Origin of the sequence: Brevibacterium sp. FAM 27836, from assembly GCF_051351055.1 — a bacterium.
Lineage (GTDB): Bacteria > Actinomycetota > Actinomycetes > Actinomycetales > Brevibacteriaceae > Brevibacterium.
Map to the genome: position 1 here is coordinate 3,381,004 of NZ_CP195711.1, position 22,857 is coordinate 3,403,860.

Sequence of the window (22,857 nt, forward strand, 5' to 3'; positions counted from 1 at the left end):
AGCGCGCCTACGAGTTCCTGCGCCCACGGCGTGTGCTTTTCAGCGCGGTCGTCCGGAAACAGCACGGTCTTTGCCCCGAGCTGAAGTCGGACGACCGCGCTGATGCCATTCACAGGCCTGCGTGGGCGCTTCCATGCGCCTGCTCGTCTCACTAACCACTTTTCGTACCGTGCATCAGTAAAAAAGCTGATGCACGGTACGAAATGTAATGCGACCTGCACCAAATGTGGTGATCCGCGTACCAAATGTGGTGTCAGGGCACGCCCATCTTGATGCACGCTCCGGCGCCGAAGCGGGTGTCAGGCGCGGGCGGTGGGCTCCGGCTCGTCGTCATCGGCGGCAGAGCCATCGGCGGCAGAGCCGTTGGTCTCCGCGCCGGTGCTGTGCGAATCGCCGGCGGCAGCGCCTGTGCCAGTCGTGCCGCCGTTCGAACCGCCGGCGGCAGAGCCGTTGCCGTCGCCCTGAGTTGCATGGCCTCCGGCACCGACCTCGATGCCCGGCAGGGGTTTGCCCGGTGACCTGCGGGCGAGGACGACGGCCACGGCGAGGCCGACGATGAGTGCCGTGAGCACGACGGTGCCGGCATTGAACCCGAGGCCGTTGAGGCCGATGAACGCCAAGGCGCCCGCAGCCAGCGAATAGATGAGCATCGGGACCGACGTGCGGCGGATGAGCTCGCCCTCGCGGCCCACCAGCCCCACCGTCGCCGAGGCGGCCACCACATTGTGTACGGCGACCATGTTGCCCGCGGCACCGCCCACGGCCTGCGCGGCCACGACCGTCTCGGGGCTGGCCGCACCGATGGCGGTGCCGGTCGAGAACTGGAACTGCGAGAACATGATGTTCGAGACCGTGTTCGAACCGGCGATGAACGCGCCGAGAGCACCGACGAACGGGGCAAGCAGCGGCCACGCGTCTCCGACGGTCGAGGCGGCCGCCTCGGCGAGGGTGACCGGCATGGATTCGAGCCCGGCCCCGTTGTAATCGGCACCGGAGTTGATGAAGACACGCACCAGCGGCAGGGAACACAGCAGGGCCACGGCGGCACCGGCGATCTGCGAACCGGCGATCTGCCAGGACCCGGCGATCTGCTTCTTCGTCATCCGATGGATGAAGTAGGTCAGCCCGCAGGCGAGGACGAAGATCGCGCCCGGGGACCACAGCAGATCCATGTTCTGGTTGATCGCGGTGCCGAAGATGCCGTCGATCTTGATCACCGCGGGGCCGTTGAGGAACTCCTTGATAGCCGGAACATTGCGGGTGATGAGCAGCAGCGCGACGACGATGAGGTAGGGCGACCAGGCGCGGACCATCGACATCTTCTTCTGCAGCTGAGCCTTCTCCTTGTTCGGGTCGACGGTGCCCATCCAGAACGCCGGCCATTTCTCCCTGGGCGCGAAGTCCCAGGTCTTCTTCGGCATGAGGAAGCCCATCCGCGAAGTCGTCACGACGATCGCCAGACCGATGAGACCACCGAGCAGGGACGGGAACTCGGGTCCGAGCAGATTCGCCACGATGAGATAGGGGACGATCATCGCCAGCGCCGCATAGATCGCGAACGGAGCGACGGCCAGTCCATCGGCGAACCGACGATTGGCTCCGAAGAACCCGGTCATCATGCAGGCCAGAAGAAGCGGGATGAGGATACCGCAGATGGCATGGATGAGAGCGACCTGTGCGGCGGTGTGGGCGACGAACTCGGCCTGATTGAGACCGAGCTGCCCGGCACGCGCGGCGACATCGGCCGACATCGATCCGTCCTCCTGTGCGAGTCCGGTGCCGATGCCCAGCACCATCGGTGTGCCCACGGCGCCGAAGCTCACCGGCGTCGACTGGATGATGAGACCGGCGAGGACCGCCGCGATCGCCGGGAAGCCGAGGGCGAGCATGAGCGGAGCGACGACGGCCGCCGGGGTGCCGAAGCCGGCAGCGCCCTCGATGAAGGAGCCGAAGAGCCACGCGACGATGATGACCTGCACACGCCTGTCCGGAGAGATCGCGATGAAGCCCGAGCGGATCGTCTCGATCGCTCCCGAGCGGGTGATCGTGGCCAGCAGCAGAAGCGCGCCGAAGACGATCCACAGCAGACCGATCGCCACGAGGAGACCCTGGACGACGGAGGCGCCGATCGTCACCCACTCGATCTTCCACGCGAAGTTCGCCACGAGCGCGGCGGCGACCAGTCCGACGGGCATCGCGTATTTGGCCGGCCAGCGAAAGCCGATGAGCAGGATTCCCGCCAACAGAATGGGGGAGAGGGCCAGTAGAGCTGCAACAGCGAGGTTGTCCACTGCGAGTCCGATCTGCGGCGTCGTTGCCGCGTCGATCCAAGGACGCAGCCTGGGCGACGCTGTCCTTCCTCCGACCGAGAACTTCGGGTGGTCGGTGCTGGTCGGCCGCCTCGGCGAGTCCACGAAAGATGGTGCTCTGCACATCGTCTCCGGCCCGCGTCGAGGAGTCAACGAACACACCGTCTCGAATCCGGGATAGGGTTTGACGAGATGTGCATCACCTCATAGTCTTTCGTTGTGTGAACATACATTTTCACGATGTGAAAGTTTCGCAGGCCAAACCCCGTTGACCAGCGAGAACGACGCACCACGCGGTGCGGACAAAGACGCAGCAACTCTGTGCTGACTAAGGAGAACCATCGATGACCGCTCATATCGAAAACCTGGACATCCCCGCCGGGATGGAGATCACCGGTGAGCTGCCGGACGGGGCTGAAAAGGTCCTCACCCCCAAAGCGCTTGAGCTCATCGTCGACCTGCACCGGAAGTTCAACGGCGATCGCCTGGCCCGTCTCGAAGCTCGCAAGAAACGTCAGGCCGAGATCGCCGCAGGCAAGGACCTCGACTTCCTGCCCGAAACCGCCGAGATCCGCAACGACCCGAGCTGGCAGGTCGCACCGCCGGCACCCGGCCTCGAGGACCGCCGGGTGGAGATGACCGGACCGACGTACAAGAAGATGACGATCAACGCCCTGAACTCGGGTGCGAAGGTGTGGCTGGCCGACCAGGAGGATGCGAACACCCCACAGTGGGATTCGGTCATCCAGGGCCAGATCAACCTGCTCGATTCGCTCAACCGCGAGATCGACTTCACTTCGCCCGAGGGCAAGTCCTACACCCTGGCCCCCGAGGAGGAGCTGCCGACCATCGTCGTCCGCCCCCGTGGCTGGCACATGCCGGAGAAGCACATCCGCATCGACGGTGAGGAGACCTCGGGCTCGCTCGTCGACTTCGCCCTCTACTTCTCCACCGCCGGTCAGATCCAGATCGAGAAGGGCAGGGGCCCCTACTTCTACCTGCCGAAGATGGAATCCCACCTCGAGGCCCGTCTGTGGAACCAGGTCTTCGAGGTCGCCGAGGATACCTTCGGCCTGGCCCGCGGCACCATCCGCGCGACCGTGCTCATCGAGACCTACCCCGCGGCCTTCGAGATGGAGGAGATCCTCTACGAACTGCGCGAGCACTCCGCCGGTCTCAACGCCGGTCGCTGGGACTACATCTTCTCCGTGATCAAGAACTTCCGTTCGCGCGGCGACGACTACCTGCTGCCGGACCGCTCGGACGTGACGATGACCGTGCCGTTCATGCGCGCCTACACGGAACTGCTCGTGCGCACCTGCCACAAGCGCGGGGCGCACGCCATCGGCGGCATGTCCGCGTTCATCCCGTCGAAGGACGAGGCTGAGAACAAGGCCGCCTTCGACAAGGTCCGCGATGACAAATCCCGTGAGGCCGGCAACGGCTTCGACGGCTCCTGGGTCGCCCACCCCGGCATGGTCGCCCTCTGCAAGGAGGTCTTCACCGAGACCCTCGGCGACAAGCCGAACCAGATCGAGAACAAGCGCGAGGACGTCAATGTCGTCGCCGCCGATCTCCTCGATGTGAAGTCGACCCCGGGGTCGATGACCGAGCAGGGTCTGCGCACCAACGTCTCCGTGGGCATCCAGTACCTGCGCGCCTGGCTCGAGGGCAATGGCGCGGTGGCCATCAACGGGCTCATGGAGGATGCCGCGACAGCGGAGATCTCCCGGTCCCAGGTCTGGCAGTGGCTGGATGCCGGCATCACCCTCGACTCGGGGGAGAAGGTGACGAAGGAGCTCGTCGAGCGCGTCGTCGCCGAGGAGGTCGCGAAGCTGCCCGGTGACGACGCCGGTTGGAAGGACGCCACCGACACCTTCGTCTCGGTCGCGCTCGCTCCCGACTACGTCGACTTCCTCACCCTGCCGGCCTACGCCCGCATGCCGTGATCCGGATTCGGTGCTGACACCGAACGCCCCCGAAATCTGTGCCCAGAGCGCCGATTTCGGGGGCGTTCTTCGCTAAGCTCGACATACATCGGCGCGGCCCGATGACCGCACAGAGGAACGGTCGGAGGAACGACCGCAACGACGAAGAACAACCGCAACGACGAAGAGCGACCAGCAGTGCCACCACCAGCAGGAACCGAGACAGGGATGACCCGGACCACTGACGAACTGCCCCGGCTGGCCAGCCCCGGCAGCATCGCCGAGCTCTCCGAACTCCTCTCGCGCGCCCATGCCGAATCCCGCACCGTCGCCGTCTTCGGCGGCGGCACCGCCTTCGACGACCATCCGCCCGCGCCCACGCCGGGGCTGCTGCTCGACCTGTCCGGACTCGCCGAGGTGGCCGGACACTCCCGCGACGATAAGACCCTTCGTGCCGGTGCGGGAGCGAAGATCAGCGCACTCAATCGGCAGCTTGAGAACGCAGGGCAGGAGATCCTCGCCGACCTGCCCGCCGATCGCATCGATGCCGGGTCCAGCTTCGGCGGGATGATCGCCACGGCCGCGACCGGCCCGGCCCACCTCAACCGTCCCCGACTGCCCGAGACGGTGCTGGCCGTGACCACGGTCGGCGCCGACGGGACCATCGCCCGCACCACCGAAGGGCTCTCGCCGGAGTTGGCCGGCTGCGAGCTGCCCGGACTCGTCACGGGCTCGTGGGGAAGCAGGGCGATCATCGTCGAGGCCGAAATCCGTGTCAGAGCCCGACCCGAATCCCGCGGATTCGTGTGGATACCCGGCGCCGAGGCGGCCCCCGCCCTCGTGGGCGCTCGCCGTGTGCCGGATGCGGTCGTCCTCGAACGCCCGCCCGGTTCACCGGCGGCGACGGTGGTCCTCTTCGAAGGCCCAGGCGAGCTCGTCGAATCCGAGAGCGACCGCCTCGTCGAGCGAATCCCCGGCGCCACCGCCTGCGCCCGTCCGAGCTGGTGGGGCACACGGGTGCGGACTCCCGTGACGATCAGTGTGTCCGTGGCCCCCGATTTCCTGCCGAGCCTGCTCACGACGATCGACCGGCTCGAAACCGCGATCGGCTATCCGCTGCAGCTGCGGGGGAGTGCGTCGGGACGTGTCGAACTCGGAGTCGGCGCCCCGGAGACCGAACCGGGAGTGGCCACACGCGTCGTGCTCGAACACCTGCGCTCCTTCGGCCTGCACCGCATCAGCGCACGGCTGCTCCATGCTCCGGCGCCGGTCTGGGACGAACTCGACGCGTGGGGGCCGCTGCCGGGCAGTCGCGGGCTGCAGGAGATCAAGGACCTGCTCGACCCGCGCGGAATCCTCGCGCCGGGCCGTGGCCTCGGCGGGATCTGAACCCGACTGCTCTATTTCACCAACAGCACCGGGCAGTCGGCTTCGAGGATCACCTGCTGGGCACTCGACCCGAGCAGCAGCTTGACCACGGGGGAGCGGCGTTTGGCCGCCATGACGATGAGCCGTGCCGCATGCGTGGAGGCCAGGTCGAGGATCTGCTCGGCGAGGTCGGAACCGGCACGGTGGACCTCGAACTCCAGGCCCGCCTCGGCGAGGGCGGTGCCCAAACGGGAGCATTCGGCCAGAGGGGACGTCGACGGGGCGGTGGTCGTGTCCGTGCCGAACACGACCGCCCGCACGCAGGCGTTCTCACGTCGGGCCGCCGCGATCGCCTGCTCGAGCACGGCCTCCGAGGCATCCGTTCGCAGGGCCAGGACGACGGTCGCGGTCGCAGATCCGAGACCGGGTGACGCCGTCACCCGCAGGGTGGGGGCCGGGAAGCGGCGGTGCGGAGTCGAATAGAGATCAGTCATGGTTGCTCCGCTCAGCCGATTCCGATGACGCCGATGGCCACACCCACGGCGAGCATGACGAGGGCGACGATGAGTGCCCGCCACAGCACCTTCTTGTGGTGGTCGCCGAGTTCGACGCCGGACAGGGACACGAGCAGCAGGATCGCCGGCACCAGCGGTGACTGCATGTGCACGGGCTGGCCGGTGATCGAGGCGCGGGCCATGTCGGCCGCGGAGATGCCGAAGTGGGAAGCGGTCTCGGCGAGCACGGGCAGGATGCCGAAGTAGAAGGCATCGTTGCTCATGAAGAACGTCATCGGGATCGACAGCAGACCGGTGATGACGGCCATATAGGGGCCCATCGCGTTCGGGATGACGTCGACGAGCCACGCGGCCATCGCATCGACCATTCCCGTGCCGGACATGATTCCGGTGAGCACGCCCGCGGCCATGACCATGGCGACGACGGAGATGATCGCAGTCGCGTGGCTGGCGAGCTCCTCCTGCTGGTCCTTCATCTTCGGGAAGTTGACCATGAGCGCGATGACGGTGGCGATCATGAACAGGTACGGCAGCGGCAGAATGTCGGCGATGAGCAGAACCATCACGGCCACGGTGAGTGCGAGGTTGAACCAGAACAGCTTCGGCCGCAGTGTCGCGCGATGGGGATCGAGCGCGGTGTTCGCCAGGGCCGAACCCGAACCGGCGGATCCAGTTGCGGGGGCAGGGGAGTCGAGGGTCGCCTCGGTGGCGGTGCCGTCCGATCCCGTCCCCGAGGCGGCCGTGCCGTGCCCGCTCGCAGTCGCTGCCTGCCCGGTGCCTGCCGTCGCTGACTTGCCCGCGGTGGTCGTCGTCGACGATCGGCCCGCCTTGCCTCCGGCTATGGCGCCGACGAGATCCGACCGGGACCGGCCGGATCCGGACTCCTCGACCCAGGCCACACCGTTCTTCGCCAGGCGACGACGCTCGGAGAGGCCGAGCAGATATGCGAAGAGGAAGCACACGAGCAGACCCGCGACCAGCGAGGGCACCATCGGGGCGAAGATCTCGTTGGCGTCGATCTGCAGCGCCGATGACGCACGTGCGGTCGGCCCGCCCCAGGGGACGATGTTGAGCGTGCCGTTGATGAGACCGGCCACACAGGTGAGCACGACCGGGGACATCTCGAGGCGCTGGTAGATCGGCAGCATTGCGGCGGTGACGACGATGAATGTCGTCGATCCGTCGCCGTCGAGGGAGACCGCTCCGGTGAGCAGGGCGGTGCCCATGACGACCTTGACCGGGTCGTGGCCGGCGACCTTGAGGATGAATTCGACGAGCTTGTCGAAGAGGCCGACGTCGATCATGATGCCGAAGTAGATGATGGCGAAGAGCAGCAGCGCTGCCGTCGACGACATCGAGGCGATCGCGTCCATGACCATCTCTCCGATGCCCAGACCGGCTCCGGCGAAGAGGCCGAAGATCGTGGGCACGAGGATGAGTGCGAGGATCGGTGAGAGTCGCTTGGTCATGATCAGCGTCATGAAGACACCGATCATGGCGAAACCGAGGATGACGAGCACGAGAGCTTCTCCTTCGAAGGCGAATGTGAGGCTGAGAACACCGTAGGGTCCAGATCACATGCTTCGCGCGCTTGTGTGCACTGATGGCGTTTAGATCATTGACCACCTTTTGCGCATTGCGCTCAAACCGGTCTACGCTTGCCGCGTGCCAAGGCCCCGCCAATCGTTCTCCCGTCGTGTGCTGATCTCTCAGCTCGCGCTCGTCGTCGTCATCCTGGCGCTGGTGACCGGGGTGTTCGGGTGGATGGGGGCGCGCACCGTCACCGAGGTGACCGAGACCGAAGCGCTGTCCACTGCCCGCACTCTCGCGATCGACCCGGATGTCCGGGCCGCCGCGACACAGGCCTCGGCCGAGCACGCTTCTGCGCCCGATGAGCAGCTTGTGAAGTCGATGCTGAAGATCACCGACGATCTGCGTGACCGTACTGGTATCAGCTTCGCCGTCATCACCGACGACCGCGGCATTCGGCTGACTCACCCGGACCGCACGAAGATCGGGCACAAGGTCTCGACCTCACCGGATGAGGCGCTGGCCGGACGCGAGAACGTCTCCCACGAATCGGGCACGCTCGGTGAGACCGTTCGAGCGAAGGTCCCGATCTATTCGAGTGAGGATTCAAAGACGGTCGTCGGCGAAGTGTCTGTGGGTATCTACGCCTCGGTGCTCGATGCCGATGTGCGCCGGGAGATGCTGCTGCTGGGCACCGTGGCCGTGCTGGCATTGGCGCTCGGAGGTGTCGTGTCGTACCTGCTCGGGCGTCGGCTGCGTCGGGAGACTCTCGGAGTCGGGCCCGAAGAGCTCGCCGAGATGGCGCGAGACCAGGCAGCCGTGTTGCGCGGTCTCGACGACGGAGTGCTCGGCTTCGGCAACGACGGCGCGCTGACCCTGAGTAACTCGAACGCGAAGGAGCTGCTTGGGGCGGCCTCGGGGGAGGACAGGGTCGCCGGTACGGGCAGGGCCGCCTCGGCGCGGGGATTCGACGGGGATGACGAGATCGACGTGCCCGACGAAATCACCGCGATGATGGCCGAAGCCCCGGCCGAAGGAGCCCTGCGCCGGCGGATCACGATCGGTGAGCGGATCCTCCTGGCCACCGCTGTGCGGGTTCAGCGCGACGGGGTGTCCGTCGGCGGGGTCGTGACTCTGCGTGATGAGACCCAGATGCTCGCCATGGCTCGGCAGCTCGAATCCGTCACGGCCATGGCGCGGGCCCTGCGCACCCAGCGCCACGAGTTCGCCAACCGATTGCACACCGTGCTCGGCCTCGTCGACACCGGAGCCACCGACGAGGCCCACACGTATCTGTCCTCGCTGCTGGGCACCGGGCCGATCACGACCCCAGTCGAGGACATCGATCTGATCTCCGACCCGTATCTGCGTGCCGTTCTCGAGGCCAAGGGGACCACTGCCGCCGAGGCGGGAGTGACCCTGGCCGTGACCCCGGATTCCCTGGCTGTGGGTACGGTCCGCGATCCCGAGGCGGTCACACTCATCCTCGGCAACCTCATCGACAATGCCGTGCGTGCGGCCGTTGCCGGGCACCGATTCCCGGGATCGGGCGGCCGCGTCGAAGTGCAGCTCCTCAGCGCCGGCGCCGAACTCCACGCCGTCGTCACGGACACCGGCGACGGGGTCGATGCGGACCTGTCGGAGACGATCTTCGACGAGGGATTCTCCACCGTCGAGGCCGCCTCGGCGACGGACTTCGGCATAGGACTGACAACGGGAACCGGGACCGGGGACGCTCATGGGCTGGGCATCGGTCTCGCACTCAGCCGCCGCATCGCCGAGTCCGGAGGCGGCCGGGTGTGGCTCATCGACGGCCGCGATCCGGACCTCGGCGGGGCGAGCTTCGGAATGGTCCTGCCCGAGGCGCTCGACGATACGGCAGACGACAGCTCACAGCGATCTGAGGAGAGATGATGGTCAACGTTCTCGTGCTCGATGACGACTTCTTCGTCGGGCAGATCCACGCCCGCTACGTCGACGAGGTGCCCGGTTTCACCGCGCTCGAACCCGTGCGCGACCTGAAGACGGCGCGCGAGGTCATCGCCTCCGGCGGTGTCGACCTGCTGCTCGCGGACTATGTGCTGCCCGAAGGCACCGGGGTCGAGCTCGTCCGTGAGACCGATATCGATGCGATCGTGCTCTCGGCGGTGACGGATCCCCAGGTGGTGAGGGCCTCGCTGCGGGCCGGGGCGATGACGTACATCGTCAAACCCTTCGCGGCCGAGGTGCTGCAGAATTTCCTCCGTCGCTATGCCCGGTTCCGTCGGTATTGGGAGCGGGAGAAGGTCGGGCAGGCCGATCTGGAACGTCAGCTGCGCAACCTCCACGATGCGTCCGCGTCGGGCGGAGCCGGGGCGAGTCCGGCCGGGTCGTCGACGACGAGTCGGATCCTTGAAGCCCTCGAGGAGGCGAGCGGTCCGATGACGGCCCTCGAAGTCGCCGAGGCGGTCGGTGCCTCCCGCGCGACCGCGCAGCGGCATCTGGCGAAGCTCGCCGAAGCGCGCACGATCACCGTCTCCCTGCAGTACGGGTCGACGGGCAGGCCCGAACACCTCTACGCCACCCGCTGAACCTGCACGGGCGAGTGGGGCCGCCTGCGCTGAGTGGGCGAAAAGGGCGGACGCGGCGCGGGAACAACGGCCCAGAACGACCGGCGAGGTGTACTTCTGCGAGATTCGTGCAGGACGACCGCTTCAGGCGTCTCGGTTCTGAGATTCATCGGTCGCACGCGAGGCGGCATCACCGGCGAGGAGATCGTGTTCGCAGGGCAGCTCGCGCATCCGCAGCAGCGGCTTCGGGCAAATATAGGTCGGTAATGGATACTTTTTCGCGAAATTTCTCTCCGAAGGTGACCTACGTTTGGGGTGCAGACGGGTTTGCCGGCGGATCCACGGCGAAATTCGCTCGGGAAGCCACGAGGGATCGACCAGACAACCCAGGCGAGACGGTGCCCGGGATGAGGTTCCTTCGAATTCGGCGAACTTCAGGGGTGGAACATCCGGCTGATCGGGCCTCCGACACCCCAGCTGACGTCGATACTTGTCCGGCACGGCTCGTCCACCACACGCCACACCACCCGCCTCGCCACACGCCGAAACCTGCGGATTTGCTGGGCAGGAGCGCAATATCGTCCTAAGATGAGAGACATGGCAACCAGAACGACTTCCCCCGCTTCTGGTTCCGGGAAACGCACAGCGCGCAAAAACGCTGGTCGGTCCGGTCAAGCGGGGACCGAAGAACCCGGGACAAACGTTGTCACCGGTGCATGGAGGGGAGTGGCCCACATGGCCGGAAACCGTGCGCGAAAGACTCTCAGCGACGAACCGACCGATCAGTCACCGACGAAGCGGGACGGCACAGCCTTCTTCCTCATCGGCCTCTCGATCGTCATCGCCGCCTTCGAATGGTGGAATATCCCCGGCGCGATCAGCGACGGCGTCCGCGGCATCGTCGAAGGCACCTTCGGGCGAGTGGCCCTGGCCCTGCCCGTGATCTTCACCTGCTACGCGATCCGCCTGTTCCTGCGCGGCGACGACAATCGCGGCAACAACCGCATCCTCATCGGGATGATCTTCGGCCTGCTCGCCGCATCCGGCCTGGCACACATCGCCGCCGGCAACCCGTCCTTCACGAACTCCCGCGAAGCCATGGCCAACGGGGGAGGAGCCCTCGGCTTCGTCGTGTCCTCGCCTTTGGTCGTCGCGACCACCGTCTACGTGGCGGTGCCGCTGCTCGTCCTGCTCGGACTCTTCTCCCTGCTCGTGGTCACCGCGACCCCGGTGCGCGCGATTCCGAAGCGTCTCACCGACCTGTACTACCGACTCACCGGCGGTGCCCGACCCAGCAGGACCGCCGAGGTGGACTCTGAGGGCAACCCCGTCGACCTCGTCGCCGACAACAGCCGCACCTCCGACCTCAAGCCCGTGATGGGCGCGAAGCGCCGGAGCCGGAAGAAGAAGACCGACATCCCGGACTCCGACAAGAAGTCCGACGACGACGCTGTCACCAAGGCCTACGACAAGGCCTACATCCACGAAGACGATGTCAGCGACGAAGAGGCCGACACCACGGTCATCGACACCGAACCGAAGCTCAAGCCCGGCCAGCGCCGTCCGACCAAGGCCGAACGCGAGGTCGCCGAGCTCAAGAAGACCATCGGCATGGACGACGACGCGAACCAGGCGAAGAAGTCCGAGTCCGCAGCCGCCTCGACGCCGGTGCCGGTGACGAATGCACCCCCGCCGCCGCCCACGGAGCAGCTGCCCGAACGCGTCGAACAGCTCACGCTGGCCGGCGACGTCACCTACACCCTGCCCGCCTCGGACAACCTCCAGCCCGGACCTCCCGCGAAGGAACGCTCCGAGGCCAACGACCGCGTCGTCGAAGCCCTGCGCGATGTGCTCGAGCAGTTCAAAATCGACGCCGAGGTCACCGGATTCTCCCGTGGCCCCACGGTCACCCGCTACGAGGTGGAGCTGGGCGCCGGCACGAAGGTCGAGAAGGTCACGGCGCTGTCGAAGAACATCTCCTACGCGGTGGCCAGCGCCGACGTCCGCATCCTCTCGCCGATTCCCGGCAAGAAGGCCATCGGCATCGAGATCCCGAACTCCGACCGTGAGAACGTCGCCCTCGGCGATGTGCTGCGTTCGAAGGCCGCCCGCAAGACCGACCACCCGATGGTCATGGGCGTGGGCAAGGACGTCGAGGGCGGATTCGTCGTCGCCGACCTGTCGAAGATGCCCCACCTGCTCGTCGCCGGTGCCACCGGTGCCGGTAAGTCGAGCTTCGTCAACTCGATGATCACCTCGATCATGATGCGCGCGACACCCGACGAGGTGCGCATGATCCTCGTCGACCCCAAGCGCGTGGAGCTGACGATCTACGAGGGCATCCCGCACCTCATCACCCCGATCATCACGAACCCGAAGAAGGCCGCCGAGGCGCTCGAGTGGGTCGTGCGCGAAATGGACGCCCGCTACGACGACCTCGCCCAGTACGGGTTCAAACACGTCAAGGAATTCAACAAGGCCGTCCGCGAGGGCCGCATCCATCCGCCGGCCGGATCCGAACGCGTCCTCCAGCCCTACCCCTACCTGCTGGTCGTCGTCGACGAGCTCGCCGACCTCATGATGGTCGCCCCGCGCGACGTCGAAGCCTCGATCCAGCGCATCACGCAGCTGGCCCGTGCCGCCGGCATCCACCTGGTGCTCGCCACCCAGCGTCCCAGCGTCGACGTCGTCACCGGCCTCATCAAGGCCAATGTGCCCTCACGACTGGCCTTCGCAACCTCCTCGCTGGCCGACTCGCGAGTCGTGCTCGACCAGCCCGGTGCGGAGAAGCTCATCGGTCAGGGTGACGCCCTGTTCCTGCCCATGGGTGCGGCGAAGCCGATGCGTGTCCAGGGTGCCTGGGTCAACGAGTCCGAGATCGAGAAGGTCGTCGACCACGTCAAGGGCCAACTCAAGCCCAACTACCGCGAAGACGTCGCCGTCGAGGCGCCCAAGAAGGTCATCGACGAGGAGATCGGCGACGATCTCGACCTCCTGCTCCAGGCCGTCGAACAGGTCGTGACCACCCAGTTCGGTTCGACGTCGATGCTCCAGCGCAAGCTGCGTGTCGGCTTCGCCAAGGCCGGCCGGCTCATGGACCTCATGGAGTCCCGCGGCATCGTCGGGCCCTCCGAGGGTTCGAAGGCCCGCGATGTGCTCGTACGCCCCGACGACCTGCCGGGAACCCTGGCCATCATCAAGGGCGATACTCCTCCGCCCGAAGATGACTCCTCCGGGGCCGCGGCCGAACCCGAAGGACAGGACCATGGCCAGTCCGGGCATGCCTCGGCGGCGGGAGACTACGACGAGGAGTTCGAGGACTACGGACAGTCGTCGAACCCCGGTTCGCAGTCGTCGGACCACGGACGCGACCGCTACGCCCACGGTGTCGGCCACGCCGAAGACTTCAGCGTCGGCGATATCGACCCGGAGACCGGGCTCGAAGTCGTCGAAGCCAGCGGAGACGACGCCTGGCAGCTCACCGGGCGGTGAGTCTCGAACCCACCCCTTCGCCGAGGCGGCCGTCCGTGACCACGGACGGCCGCCTCGGCGATTGTGGCTGCGATGATCTGTCCAGCTCACTCCGATAGGGTGGAGTCGTGAACGATCGAGTCGAGGCCGGAGCCTCTCAGCAGCCCGCCGCAGAACCGAGCCCATGGAACATTCCGAATGCGCTCACGGTGCTGCGCATCCTCATGGTGCCCGTCTTCCTGGTCCTCCTCCTGGCCCAGGGAGGCGACGATGTCACCACCCGCTGGTGGGCCCTCGTCGTGTTCCTCCTGGCGATGCTCACCGACAAGATCGACGGTGATCTGGCCCGCAGATACAACCTCGTGACGAACTTCGGCAAGATCGCCGATCCGATCGCCGACAAATCGCTCATGGCCGCCGCCCTCATCGGGCTCGCGATCATCGTCGAACTGCCCTGGTGGGTGCCGGTGATCATCCTCGTGCGCGAACTCGGCATCACCGTGCTGCGGTTCTTCATGATCCGCATCGCCGTCATGCCCGCCTCACGCGGCGGGAAGATCAAGACGGTGCTGCAGACCGTCGCCATCGGACTCTTCCTGCTCATCTTCCCGTTGGCGCACCTGGTCCCGCCCGTCGTCTACGTCGTCCTGCTCGTCTTCGCGTGGGTCGTCATGACCGGGGCCATCGTCGTCACCCTCGTCACCGGCATCGACTACTGCGTGCAGGCGGCGAAGCTCTACAAGGAGGCGAAGGCCGGCGGTTCGAGTGCGGCAGGGGACGGGGCCCGTGACTGAGACCGAGCTGTTCGAATCCAACCGGCGGATCATCGCCACCTGCACACGACTGGGTCTGTCACTGGCCTCGGCGGAATCCCTGACCGGAGGGCGCTTCGTCGCCTCACTCGTCGACGTTCCCGGTGCCTCAGCCGTTGTGCGCGGGGGACTGGTCACCTACGCCACGGACCTCAAAGCCAGCCTCGCCGGAGTCGATGCCGACCACCTCGAGGAGACCGGGCCGATCGACCCGGTCGTCGCCGCACAGATGGCCGTCGGCACCGCTCAGAGATGCGTGGCCGACATCGGGATCTCATGCACCGGGGTGGCCGGGCCCGACCCGCAGGACGACAAGCCGGTGGGGCTCGCCTACACGGCGATCGCCTTCGGCGGCAAAGCCACAATCTTCGAACACGAGTTCAGCGGCGACCGCAACGCCATCCGCAATCAGACGGTGCAGGCGATGGCGGTCAACCTCGACGAATTCGTCACCGCACTTGCCTTCGGCCCGGCCCCCGAACAGTCGCAGCCTGCCCCTGCCGAGAGCACCGAGCCCGGGGCGGTCGGGCCGTCAGGGGAATAACTTCGATGCTTAAGAGGTTGACCGAGTGATGACCATCGGACGTAATCTCTCCAAAGTCTTCGAGTGGACTGGCAAAACCATCCGCTCGGGGAACCAGGTTGGTGCTGTGTCACGGCCAGGTTGTAAGGTTATTGGAACCACCACGACGGAACGCGCTGACAAAGGGAGGGCCGCGTTATGTTATTGAGAGTCGAAATCGGCGACGCGCTACGCTCCGCCCGCCGTCGTCAAGGACGCACCCTTCGCGATGTCTCCACCGGTGCCAGCGTTTCGCTCGGCTACCTGAGCGAGATCGAACGCGGACAGAAGGAAGCCTCCTCGGAGCTGCTGTCGGCCATCTGCGAGGCACTCGATCTGCCGCTGTCAGCGCTGCTGTCCTCGGTTTCCGATCGCTTCGCCCTCGAAGAGGGAGTGCAGATCCCCGACACCATCCCGCAGGAACTGTCGGACAAGATCCTCGGCCATCCCGAGAGCTACTCCGGGCCACGCCTGGCCGCCAAGCCCTGATGCGGCACACGCTCTACTGGATCCTCATGAACGAGGAATTCGGTGAGGCGCGTGCTGCCTCCCTGCACACCGACCTCACCCTCAGCTCGCTCGGCTCACGCACCGCCGCAGAGGCGTTCTCGGCAGGAGTCGAACCCCGCGACATCTGGATCGCAGTCTGCGATTCCATGGGCGTGCCCGAATCCCGCCGCCTCGGCAAAGAGAAACCGCGCGCCACCCCGTTCTGATTCGTGCTGATTCCCGCCGACCGCAGACGTCGCGCTCGAACGAAATGCGCGACACACCCCAATATATAGAACACCTGTTCCCATGTCGGTTATGCTGGTAGGGAATCACGGGACCTGTGACCATGAGTGGCTGGTTATCCACGGGGGAAATCCTTCCTCTGTCGTTATGTCAGTGCCATCTTCTAGCCTTGGTCTCAACGGAAAAGCAACGAAGAGGAGACGTCATGGCACGTACACCCAAGAACCTTCAGGTCCCCACCGGCGGCGACAAGTCGAAGGCGCTCGAAGCGGCGATGGGACAGATCGATCGCAACTATGGCAAGGGCGCGATCATGCGTCTCGGCGATGGAGTCCGGGAGCCGATCGCCTCGATCCCGAGCGGTTCGATCGCCCTCGACATCGCTCTGGGCATCGGCGGTCTGCCGCGCGGCCGCGTCGTGGAGATCTACGGCCCGGAATCCTCCGGTAAGACGACCGTGGCCCTCCACGCTGTAGCCAATGCTCAGAAGGCGGGCGGAATCGCCGGCTTCATCGATGCCGAGCACGCGCTCGACCCGGAGTACGCGAAGAAGCTCGGCGTCGACACCGATCAGCTGCTCGTGTCCCAGCCGGACACCGGTGAGCAGGCGCTCGAGATCGCCGATATGCTCATCCGCTCGGGAGCCCTCGACGTCATCGTCATCGACTCCGTGGCCGCGCTTGTGCCGAAGGCGGAGATCGAAGGCGAGATGGGTGACAGCCACGTCGGCCTGCAGGCACGTCTGATGTCGCAGGCGCTGCGTAAGATCACCGGCGCCCTGGCCCAGTCGAAGACCACCGCGATCTTCATCAACCAGCTGCGTGAGAAGGTCGGCGTCTTCTTCGGTTCGCCGGAGACCACTTCGGGCGGTAAGGCGCTGAAGTTCTACGCCTCCGTACGCATCGACGTCCGCCGCATCGAAACCCTCAAGGAGGGCCAGGACGCGGTCGGCAACCGGACGCGCGCGAAGATCGTGAAGAATAAGGTCGCCCCGCCGTTCAAGCAGGCCGAATTCGACATCCTCTACGGCCACGGCATCTCTCGCGAAGGCAGCCTCATCGATATGGGCGTCGACAACGGCATCATCCGCAAGTCCGGTTCCTGGTTCACCTACGACGGCGATCAGCTCGGCCAGGGCAAGGAGAACGTCCGCAACTTCCTCCGGGACAACCCCGGACTGGCGGAGGAGATCGAACTGAAGATCAAGCACAAGCTGGGTCTCATCAAGGTCGACGAACCCGAGGAAGACGCCGAAGCGGCCGGAGAAGCACAGACGGATGACGTCGAAGTCTCCTGACACCCCGATGCCTGACGACGAGTTCACCGCACCGGCCGCCCAGGTCGGTGCGGGAGACTCCGGTCAGGCGACGACGCTTTCCCAGCTGCGCAGTGCGATCACCGAGATCGACCAGCGCCATGCCGAAGGCGACGGCGGGTTCTTCGCCGGGCTCTCTGGTATCGACGCGGACCCTGCTCCGAGGAATGCGCCGCGAAAGAAGAAAAAGGCGTCCCGCAGCCCACGTCCGCAGAAGGACGCAGGAAACGGCTGGGTCGAAGGTGGGACCGACGCGCTTCCCGACTTCGTCGCTGTTCCGGACTCTGCGCAGACACTCGATGGCACACACGCCCCTGACTTCGCATCTGAGGACAATGACACCGGTGCCGGCACCGACGTCGAAGGCGGCCTGCGCTTCGACGACGAAGACGATGCCCCCGACTTCGAGGCCGACTATGCGCAGGCGAAGAAGACAGCAATGAACATGCTCGCCATGCGCGATCATGCCAGCGACGAGCTGCGCAAGAAGCTGCTCAAACGCGACCTCATGCCCGAGGCCGTCGACGAACTCATTGAGAAGCTGCAGAATTCCCGTCTGCTCAACGACGAAGAATTCGCCCACCGCTTCGTCCGGGCGCAGAGAGAGAACCGGAAACTCTCTCGCTCCGTACTCAAACGCGAACTGAGCAAGAAGGGCATCAGCCCCGAACTCGCCGACGATGCCGTCGCCGAAGTCGATGGCGAGGAAGAACTCGCACGCGAAGTCGCGGCGAAGAAAGCGGCCTCGACCCGCCGTCTCGAATACCACGTGCGAGAGCGCCGAATCCTCGGCATGCTCGCCCGCCGCGGTTTCCCCTCGGCGATCTGCATCAAGGTCACCCGCGAGGTCCTCGCCGAAGACTGAACCGAGTCCGGGGAAGGGCTAGAATAGGTGCGCCATGACTGAACTGATTGAATCCCCGGCGACATCCGAGACCGCACCTCGCAGCTACGAGGTCAAGACCTATGGATGTCAGATGAACGTCCACGACTCCGAACGTCTCTCCGGACTCCTCGACGACGCCGGCTATGTTCAGGCCGACACCGACGACCAAGCCGATGTTGTGGTCTTCAATACCTGCGCCGTGCGCGAGAACGCCGACAACCGGCTCTACGGCAACCTCGGTCAACTCGCGAAGGTCAAGGAGAACCACCCGGGCCTGCAGATCGCCGTGGGCGGATGCATGGCACAGAAGGACCGCGACACCATCGTCAAGAAGGCCCCCTGGGTCGATGTCGTCTTCGGCACCCACAACATGGGGTCCCTGCCGGCGCTGCTCGAACGCGCCCGACACAATGAGGAAGCCCAGGTCGAGATCCTCGAGAGCCTCGACGTCTTCCCTTCGACCCTGCCCAGCCGCCGCGAATCCCAGCATTCCGGATGGGTCTCGATCTCGGTTGGCTGCAACAACACCTGCACCTTCTGCATCGTCCCCAGCCTGCGTGGCAAAGAGAAGGACCGTCGCCCCGGCGACATCCTCGCCGAGGTCGAAGCACTCGTGGCCGACGGAGTCGTCGAAGTCACCCTGCTGGGACAGAACGTCAACTCCTACGGTGCCGAATTCCGTGACAAAGGCGCGTTCGCGAAACTGCTGCGGGCTGTCGGCAACATCGACGGAATCGAACGCGTCCGCTTCACCAGCCCGCACCCGGCCGCCTTCTCCGACGACGTCATCGAAGCGATGGCCGAGACCCCCACCGTCATGCCGCAGCTGCACATGCCGCTGCAGTCCGGTTCGGACACCATCCTCAAGTCCATGCGCCGGTCCTACCGGACGAAGCGATTCATGAACATCCTCGACAGCGTGCGCGAACGTATCCCGCACGCGGCCATCACCACCGACATCATCGTCGGCTTCCCCGGTGAGACCGAGGAGGACTTCCAAGGCACCATGGACATCGTCCGCCGCGCCCGCTTCTCTCAGGCCTTCACCTTCCAGTACTCGATCCGGCCCGGCACCCCGGCCGCGACCATGGACAACCAGATCCCGAAGGACGTCGTCCAGGAACGCTTCGAACGCCTCACGGCACTCCAGGACGAGATCGCCTGGGACGAGAACAAGAAGCAGATCGGCCGCGAGGTCGAGGTGCTCGTGACCAAGCTTCCGCACGATGATTCCCCACGACTGAGCGGTCGCGCCGCGGACAACCGACTCGTCCACGTCGGCATCCCCGAAGGCGCAGAGCCTCCTCGCCCCGGCGACTTCGTCACCGCCACCGTCACCGAGGCGAAACCCTACTTCCTGCTCGCCGATTCCGGATATTCGCTGCGCCCGTCCCGCGCCGGCGACGCCTACGACCGTGCGCAGGCCGACAGCTGCGGCGCTCCTGCGCCCGGACAGGGCGCGGGCGGGGCGACGAACCTCGGCATGCCGACCATCCGCCCCCGCGACTGAGATGAGCGGCTTCGCCATCATCCCGGCAGCCCCCGTGCTGCTCGACGACATCGACCGGACCGAAACGGTCCGCACCGCCGGACTGCGCGCCAAGATCCGCGAGATCCTGGGCACCCACTCGAACTGGGCACTGCCTATCGACACCCTGCCTCCCGTGGCCGGGCTCGGCGGCTGGGGCATCGATCGCGGCCTCGACCTCCGCACCGACCGACTCCACACCGGTGGTGCCTGGGTCGAGCTCGTCGAATCTTTGACCGAGACCGAACGGTCCCTCGCCGAGGCGGTCGATTCCGCCATCATCGTCGCCCTCCTTCATGCTCATGCCACCGGAGTCGAGGTCGGAGCGCTCGGGTCGAGTGCGAATCTGCTGCTGCCCGTCGACCTGTCCGGAGCCGCGGCCGAAGAAGCTCCTCTGGCCCCGGTCGACGGAGCCGCAGAATTCGACACCGCGGTCGTCGCGGCACTCACCGCCGGCGCGACCCTTGAGGCGGCCGCCGTTGTCGACCTCTGTGCCCAGGGGGAGTCCATGCATGCGAATCTCTCCGTCCTTGAGGCCGGGATCCAACACCTCATCGAACAGGGCGCTGAGATCTCGTCAGTCGACGTGAGGTTCGACGAGCGCGTCCACGATGTGCGGTCACTGTGCGGTACAGGTTCCTGGACGGCAGCGGAGACTGGCGCTCTCCAGCACCAGGGCGTGAATGACCGTGACTGAGCACCACGATCCGCCGCCGATCATCGCCGTCGTCGGAGCCACCGCCACCGGCAAGTCCGAGCTCGCCCTCGATCTGGCCGAGCGCCTCGGCGGGGAGATCATCAACACGGACTCGATGCAGTTCTACCGGGGGATGGACATCGGCACCGCGAAGCTGCCGGTCACGGAGCGCCGAGGCATCGTCCACCATCTCATCGACATCCTCGACGTCACGGAAGAGGCGAACGTCCAGGACTTCCAAGCGCGTGCGCGGGCCGCCATCGCGCAGGTGCGTGAACATGGGCACCGACCGATCCTCGTCGGCGGGTCCGGGCTCTACGTCCGCGCCGCCGTCGATCATATGGAATTCCCCGGCACCGATCCGGCTGTCCGTGCCCGTCTCGAAGCAGAAGCCTCAGCCGATCGCTGGAGCCTGCACAAGAAGCTGCGGGAACTCGACCCGACCGCAGCCGCGAAGATCACCGTGAACGATCAGCGGCGCATCGCCCGGGCCCTCGAAGTCATCGAACTCACCGGACGCCCCTTCAGCGCCCAGCTGCCCGACTACCAGGAGATCGAACCGACGATCCACCTCGGGCTGAGCATGGACCGGACCGTCCTCCACGAACGCATTGCGACCCGTGTCGGACTCATGTGGGACCACGGCTGGGTCGACGAGGTCCGTGACCTCCTCGACCACGGACTGGCGGAGGGCAAGACCGCGTCCCGAGCCATCGGCTATGCCCAGATCCGGCGCCACCTCGCCGGGGAGCTCACCGTCGCCGAGGCGCAGGAGGAAACCACGATCAGGACCCGTCAGTTCGCCCGACGGCAGGACACCTGGTTCCGCCGGGACCCGCGCATCCACTGGATCGACGGCAGCGCCGCCGACACCGAACAGAACCTGGCAGCAGCGCTCAAGGTGCTCACTGAGCCCTGATCGGCGTCCGCCGACGCAGGTTCGACTGACGGTACGCCACTTCGCTCCGGCCTCTGTCCGGCTCGCCACTTCGCTCCGGCATGTGCTCGGCTCGCCACTTCGCTCCGGCCTCTGCTCGGCTCGTCACTCCGCTCCCGCATGTGCCCGGTTCTCGGTCTGCGGTCGCTTGTTCGCTTCGACGTCGATGCCGCGCATCCCCATGAGCACAAGCGATGCCAGGAGCAGCACCGCTCCGACGAACACATAGATCAGCTGCGGACTCCATCCTCCGTCGAGCAGGGCACCGGTGGCCGTCGGAGCGATGATGGCGCCGAATCGCCCGATTCCGATGCCCCATCCTGCGCCCGTCGACCGCAGCGTCGACGGGTACGATTGCGGCGTCAGCACGTAGAGTCCGGCGATGCAGCCGTTGATCGACATGCCGACAAGCACACCGAAGACCACGACGACTGCGATCCACTGCGCCATGAAAATGAAGATCGCCATGAGCACGGCAGCCACCACCGAGAACGTCATGAGTACGGTTCGCGTGGACCAGCGTGAGGTGAAGAGGCCGAAGACCACAGAACCGATGGCCCCGCCCAAGGTGAGACCGACGGTGACGATCATCGACAGGGTGTCTGTCAGACCGGTTTCGTGCATGAGCCGTGGAGTCCACGAATTCACGAAGTAGAACCCGAACATGATGATGAAGAACGTCGTCCAGACGACGAAGGTGACGCGGCGGTTCTGGCGATTGAACAGAGCCATGATTCCCGTCCCGGAGTCCGCTCCTCCAGCAGATGCGGCCGGCCTGGCATCGATATCGACGGGCTCGTCGAAACCGAGCCTGCGGGCGATGACTTCGAGCTTGGCCTGCGAATTGTGCGGCTTCCTGTTGTAGAGGAACGACGGGGACTCCGGTACCAAGAAGATGACCAGCAGGAGTGAGAAGACGGCCAGCGCACCGCCGAGGACGAACACCGATCGCCAGCCGGAGCTCGCGATGAGCGCGACCATCACGGATCCGCCGATCGCCGCACCGATTCCGTACCCCGCTGCATAGATGCTGATGACCAGGCCGCGACGCTTGCGTGAGGAGTATTCGGCTGAGATGACGTTGGTGGCAACCAGAATGCCTCCGATGCCCAAGCCGGTGACGATCCGCCACAGACCGAGCTGATTCGCCGAGGTTGCGGTTGCGGACATGAAGAGACCGATCGCATTGATGATGATGGCGATCACGATCATGTTCCTGCGCCCGATTCGGTCTGCCACCGGGCCGAGCACCAGGGCTCCGACGGCCATGCCGAAGAGCGCCGCGCTCATGACGAGTCCGAGAGCAGTCCCGGTAAGTCCGAATTCTTCGGTCACCTGATTGGAGGAGAAGGAGATGGCCAGGACGTCATAGCCGTCCAAGGCGTTGAGAAGTGTGCAGATCGCGACGATCAGCCATTGGTAGAAGGACATCGGCGAGTTGTCGATGCGAGTGCGTAGATCCACGAGAAGTCTCCGTCATTGTGAGGTCTGGTGAAGAGCAGGAACGTCGCCCCGATGCGACTTCCCTATACAGAGTCCCTATGATGATAGTGAAAATGAGATGCCAGTCACGCTAGCATCGCCCGAGCCGCAGGGCAATGGTTCGCGGCCAGGGCTCACTCCGGGGAGGCGATGCGCAAAGTACCTATGGACTGAGGCAAATACCTATGCGTATAGTGACTCACGGAACCCATTGAAGTGTTCGTGAAAGGCGG

Annotated in this window: 19 protein-coding genes; 15 read left to right on the plus strand and 4 right to left on the minus strand. The window is 65.7% G+C overall.

Annotation, left to right across the window (positions count from 1 at the left end; all coding sequences use genetic code 11):
• Window positions 1-299 precede the first annotated feature (299 nt).
• Window positions 300-2,291, minus strand: a complete 1,992-nt coding sequence (locus tag ACSE4D_RS15170; protein ID WP_436326172.1) for an L-lactate permease — start codon at window positions 2,289-2,291, stop codon at window positions 300-302.
• On the opposite strand from ACSE4D_RS15170, the gene ACSE4D_RS15175 reads away from it, so the two are divergent.
• From ACSE4D_RS15175 to ACSE4D_RS15185, 3 genes are all read left to right on the plus strand, one after another.
• Window positions 2,284-2,490 (plus strand): hypothetical protein, encoded by a 207-nt coding sequence (locus ACSE4D_RS15175; protein WP_436326173.1) that lies wholly within the window; start codon window positions 2,284-2,286, stop codon window positions 2,488-2,490. The genes ACSE4D_RS15170 and ACSE4D_RS15175 overlap by 8 nt on opposite strands.
• Window positions 2,491-2,653: 163 nt before the next feature.
• The gene (aceB, locus tag ACSE4D_RS15180) at window positions 2,654-4,258 is read left to right on the plus strand and encodes a malate synthase A (protein ID WP_436326174.1); all 1,605 of its coding nucleotides are present in this window, start codon (window positions 2,654-2,656) and stop codon (window positions 4,256-4,258) included.
• Between the two features lie 207 nt (window positions 4,259-4,465).
• The gene (locus ACSE4D_RS15185; protein WP_167854402.1) at window positions 4,466-5,626 is read left to right on the plus strand and encodes an FAD-binding oxidoreductase; all 1,161 of its coding nucleotides are present in this window, start codon (window positions 4,466-4,468) and stop codon (window positions 5,624-5,626) included.
• Window positions 5,627-5,637: 11 nt separating this feature from the next.
• Here ACSE4D_RS15185 and ACSE4D_RS15190 read toward each other — a convergent pair whose 3' ends face one another.
• Together ACSE4D_RS15190 and ACSE4D_RS15195 are read right to left on the minus strand one after the other, a co-directional pair.
• A complete protein-coding gene (locus ACSE4D_RS15190; protein WP_135539349.1) occupies window positions 5,638-6,099 on the minus strand; it encodes a universal stress protein in 462 nt (153 codons plus the stop codon).
• 11 nt (window positions 6,100-6,110) lie between these two features.
• On the minus strand, window positions 6,111-7,640 hold the full coding sequence (locus ACSE4D_RS15195; protein WP_135539348.1) for a CitMHS family transporter: 1,530 nt from the start codon (window positions 7,638-7,640) through the stop codon (window positions 6,111-6,113).
• Between the two features lie 145 nt (window positions 7,641-7,785).
• Here ACSE4D_RS15195 and ACSE4D_RS15200 point away from each other — a divergent pair, with 145 nt between their 5' ends.
• From ACSE4D_RS15200 to miaA, 12 genes are all read left to right on the plus strand, one after another.
• A complete protein-coding gene (locus ACSE4D_RS15200) occupies window positions 7,786-9,564 on the plus strand; it encodes an ATP-binding protein (protein ID WP_425118778.1) in 1,779 nt (592 codons plus the stop codon).
• A complete protein-coding gene (locus ACSE4D_RS15205; protein ID WP_426937396.1) occupies window positions 9,561-10,220 on the plus strand; it encodes a response regulator in 660 nt (219 codons plus the stop codon). The genes ACSE4D_RS15200 and ACSE4D_RS15205 overlap by 4 nt, the downstream gene beginning before the upstream one ends.
• A 714-nt stretch (window positions 10,221-10,934) precedes the next feature.
• Window positions 10,935-13,691: a DNA translocase FtsK 4TM domain-containing protein gene (locus ACSE4D_RS15210; RefSeq protein ID WP_426937397.1), complete on the plus strand. Its 2,757-nt coding sequence runs from the start codon at window positions 10,935-10,937 to the stop codon at window positions 13,689-13,691.
• Between the two features lie 107 nt (window positions 13,692-13,798).
• Complete coding sequence (pgsA, locus tag ACSE4D_RS15215; protein WP_135539342.1) at window positions 13,799-14,464, plus strand: CDP-diacylglycerol--glycerol-3-phosphate 3-phosphatidyltransferase; 666 nt, start codon at window positions 13,799-13,801, stop codon at window positions 14,462-14,464.
• Entirely contained in the window at window positions 14,457-15,026 is a 570-nt protein-coding gene (locus ACSE4D_RS15220) for a CinA family protein (RefSeq protein ID WP_205683339.1), read from the plus strand. The genes pgsA and ACSE4D_RS15220 overlap by 8 nt, the downstream gene beginning before the upstream one ends.
• Before the next feature lie 177 nt (window positions 15,027-15,203).
• The gene (locus ACSE4D_RS15225; protein WP_135539340.1) at window positions 15,204-15,533 is read left to right on the plus strand and encodes a helix-turn-helix domain-containing protein; all 330 of its coding nucleotides are present in this window, start codon (window positions 15,204-15,206) and stop codon (window positions 15,531-15,533) included.
• A complete protein-coding gene (locus ACSE4D_RS15230; protein WP_135539338.1) occupies window positions 15,533-15,760 on the plus strand; it encodes a DUF3046 domain-containing protein in 228 nt (75 codons plus the stop codon). The genes ACSE4D_RS15225 and ACSE4D_RS15230 overlap by 1 nt, the downstream gene beginning before the upstream one ends.
• A 224-nt stretch (window positions 15,761-15,984) precedes the next feature.
• Complete coding sequence (gene recA / locus ACSE4D_RS15235; protein ID WP_135539336.1) at window positions 15,985-17,076, plus strand: recombinase RecA; 1,092 nt, start codon at window positions 15,985-15,987, stop codon at window positions 17,074-17,076.
• Complete coding sequence (locus tag ACSE4D_RS15240; protein WP_240689733.1) at window positions 17,057-17,959, plus strand: regulatory protein RecX; 903 nt, start codon at window positions 17,057-17,059, stop codon at window positions 17,957-17,959. The genes recA and ACSE4D_RS15240 overlap by 20 nt, the downstream gene beginning before the upstream one ends.
• A 34-nt stretch (window positions 17,960-17,993) precedes the next feature.
• The gene (gene miaB, locus ACSE4D_RS15245) at window positions 17,994-19,490 is read left to right on the plus strand and encodes a tRNA (N6-isopentenyl adenosine(37)-C2)-methylthiotransferase MiaB (RefSeq protein ID WP_135539334.1); all 1,497 of its coding nucleotides are present in this window, start codon (window positions 17,994-17,996) and stop codon (window positions 19,488-19,490) included.
• Window position 19,491: 1 nt separating this feature from the next.
• Complete coding sequence (locus ACSE4D_RS15250) at window positions 19,492-20,205, plus strand: hypothetical protein (RefSeq protein ID WP_436326175.1); 714 nt, start codon at window positions 19,492-19,494, stop codon at window positions 20,203-20,205.
• Window positions 20,192-21,124: a tRNA (adenosine(37)-N6)-dimethylallyltransferase MiaA gene (miaA, locus tag ACSE4D_RS15255; protein WP_135539330.1), complete on the plus strand. Its 933-nt coding sequence runs from the start codon at window positions 20,192-20,194 to the stop codon at window positions 21,122-21,124. The genes ACSE4D_RS15250 and miaA overlap by 14 nt, the downstream gene beginning before the upstream one ends.
• Before the next feature lie 123 nt (window positions 21,125-21,247).
• Here miaA and ACSE4D_RS15260 read toward each other — a convergent pair whose 3' ends face one another.
• Complete coding sequence (locus ACSE4D_RS15260; RefSeq protein ID WP_135539328.1) at window positions 21,248-22,606, minus strand: MFS transporter; 1,359 nt, start codon at window positions 22,604-22,606, stop codon at window positions 21,248-21,250.
• Window positions 22,607-22,857: the final 251 nt, after the last annotated feature.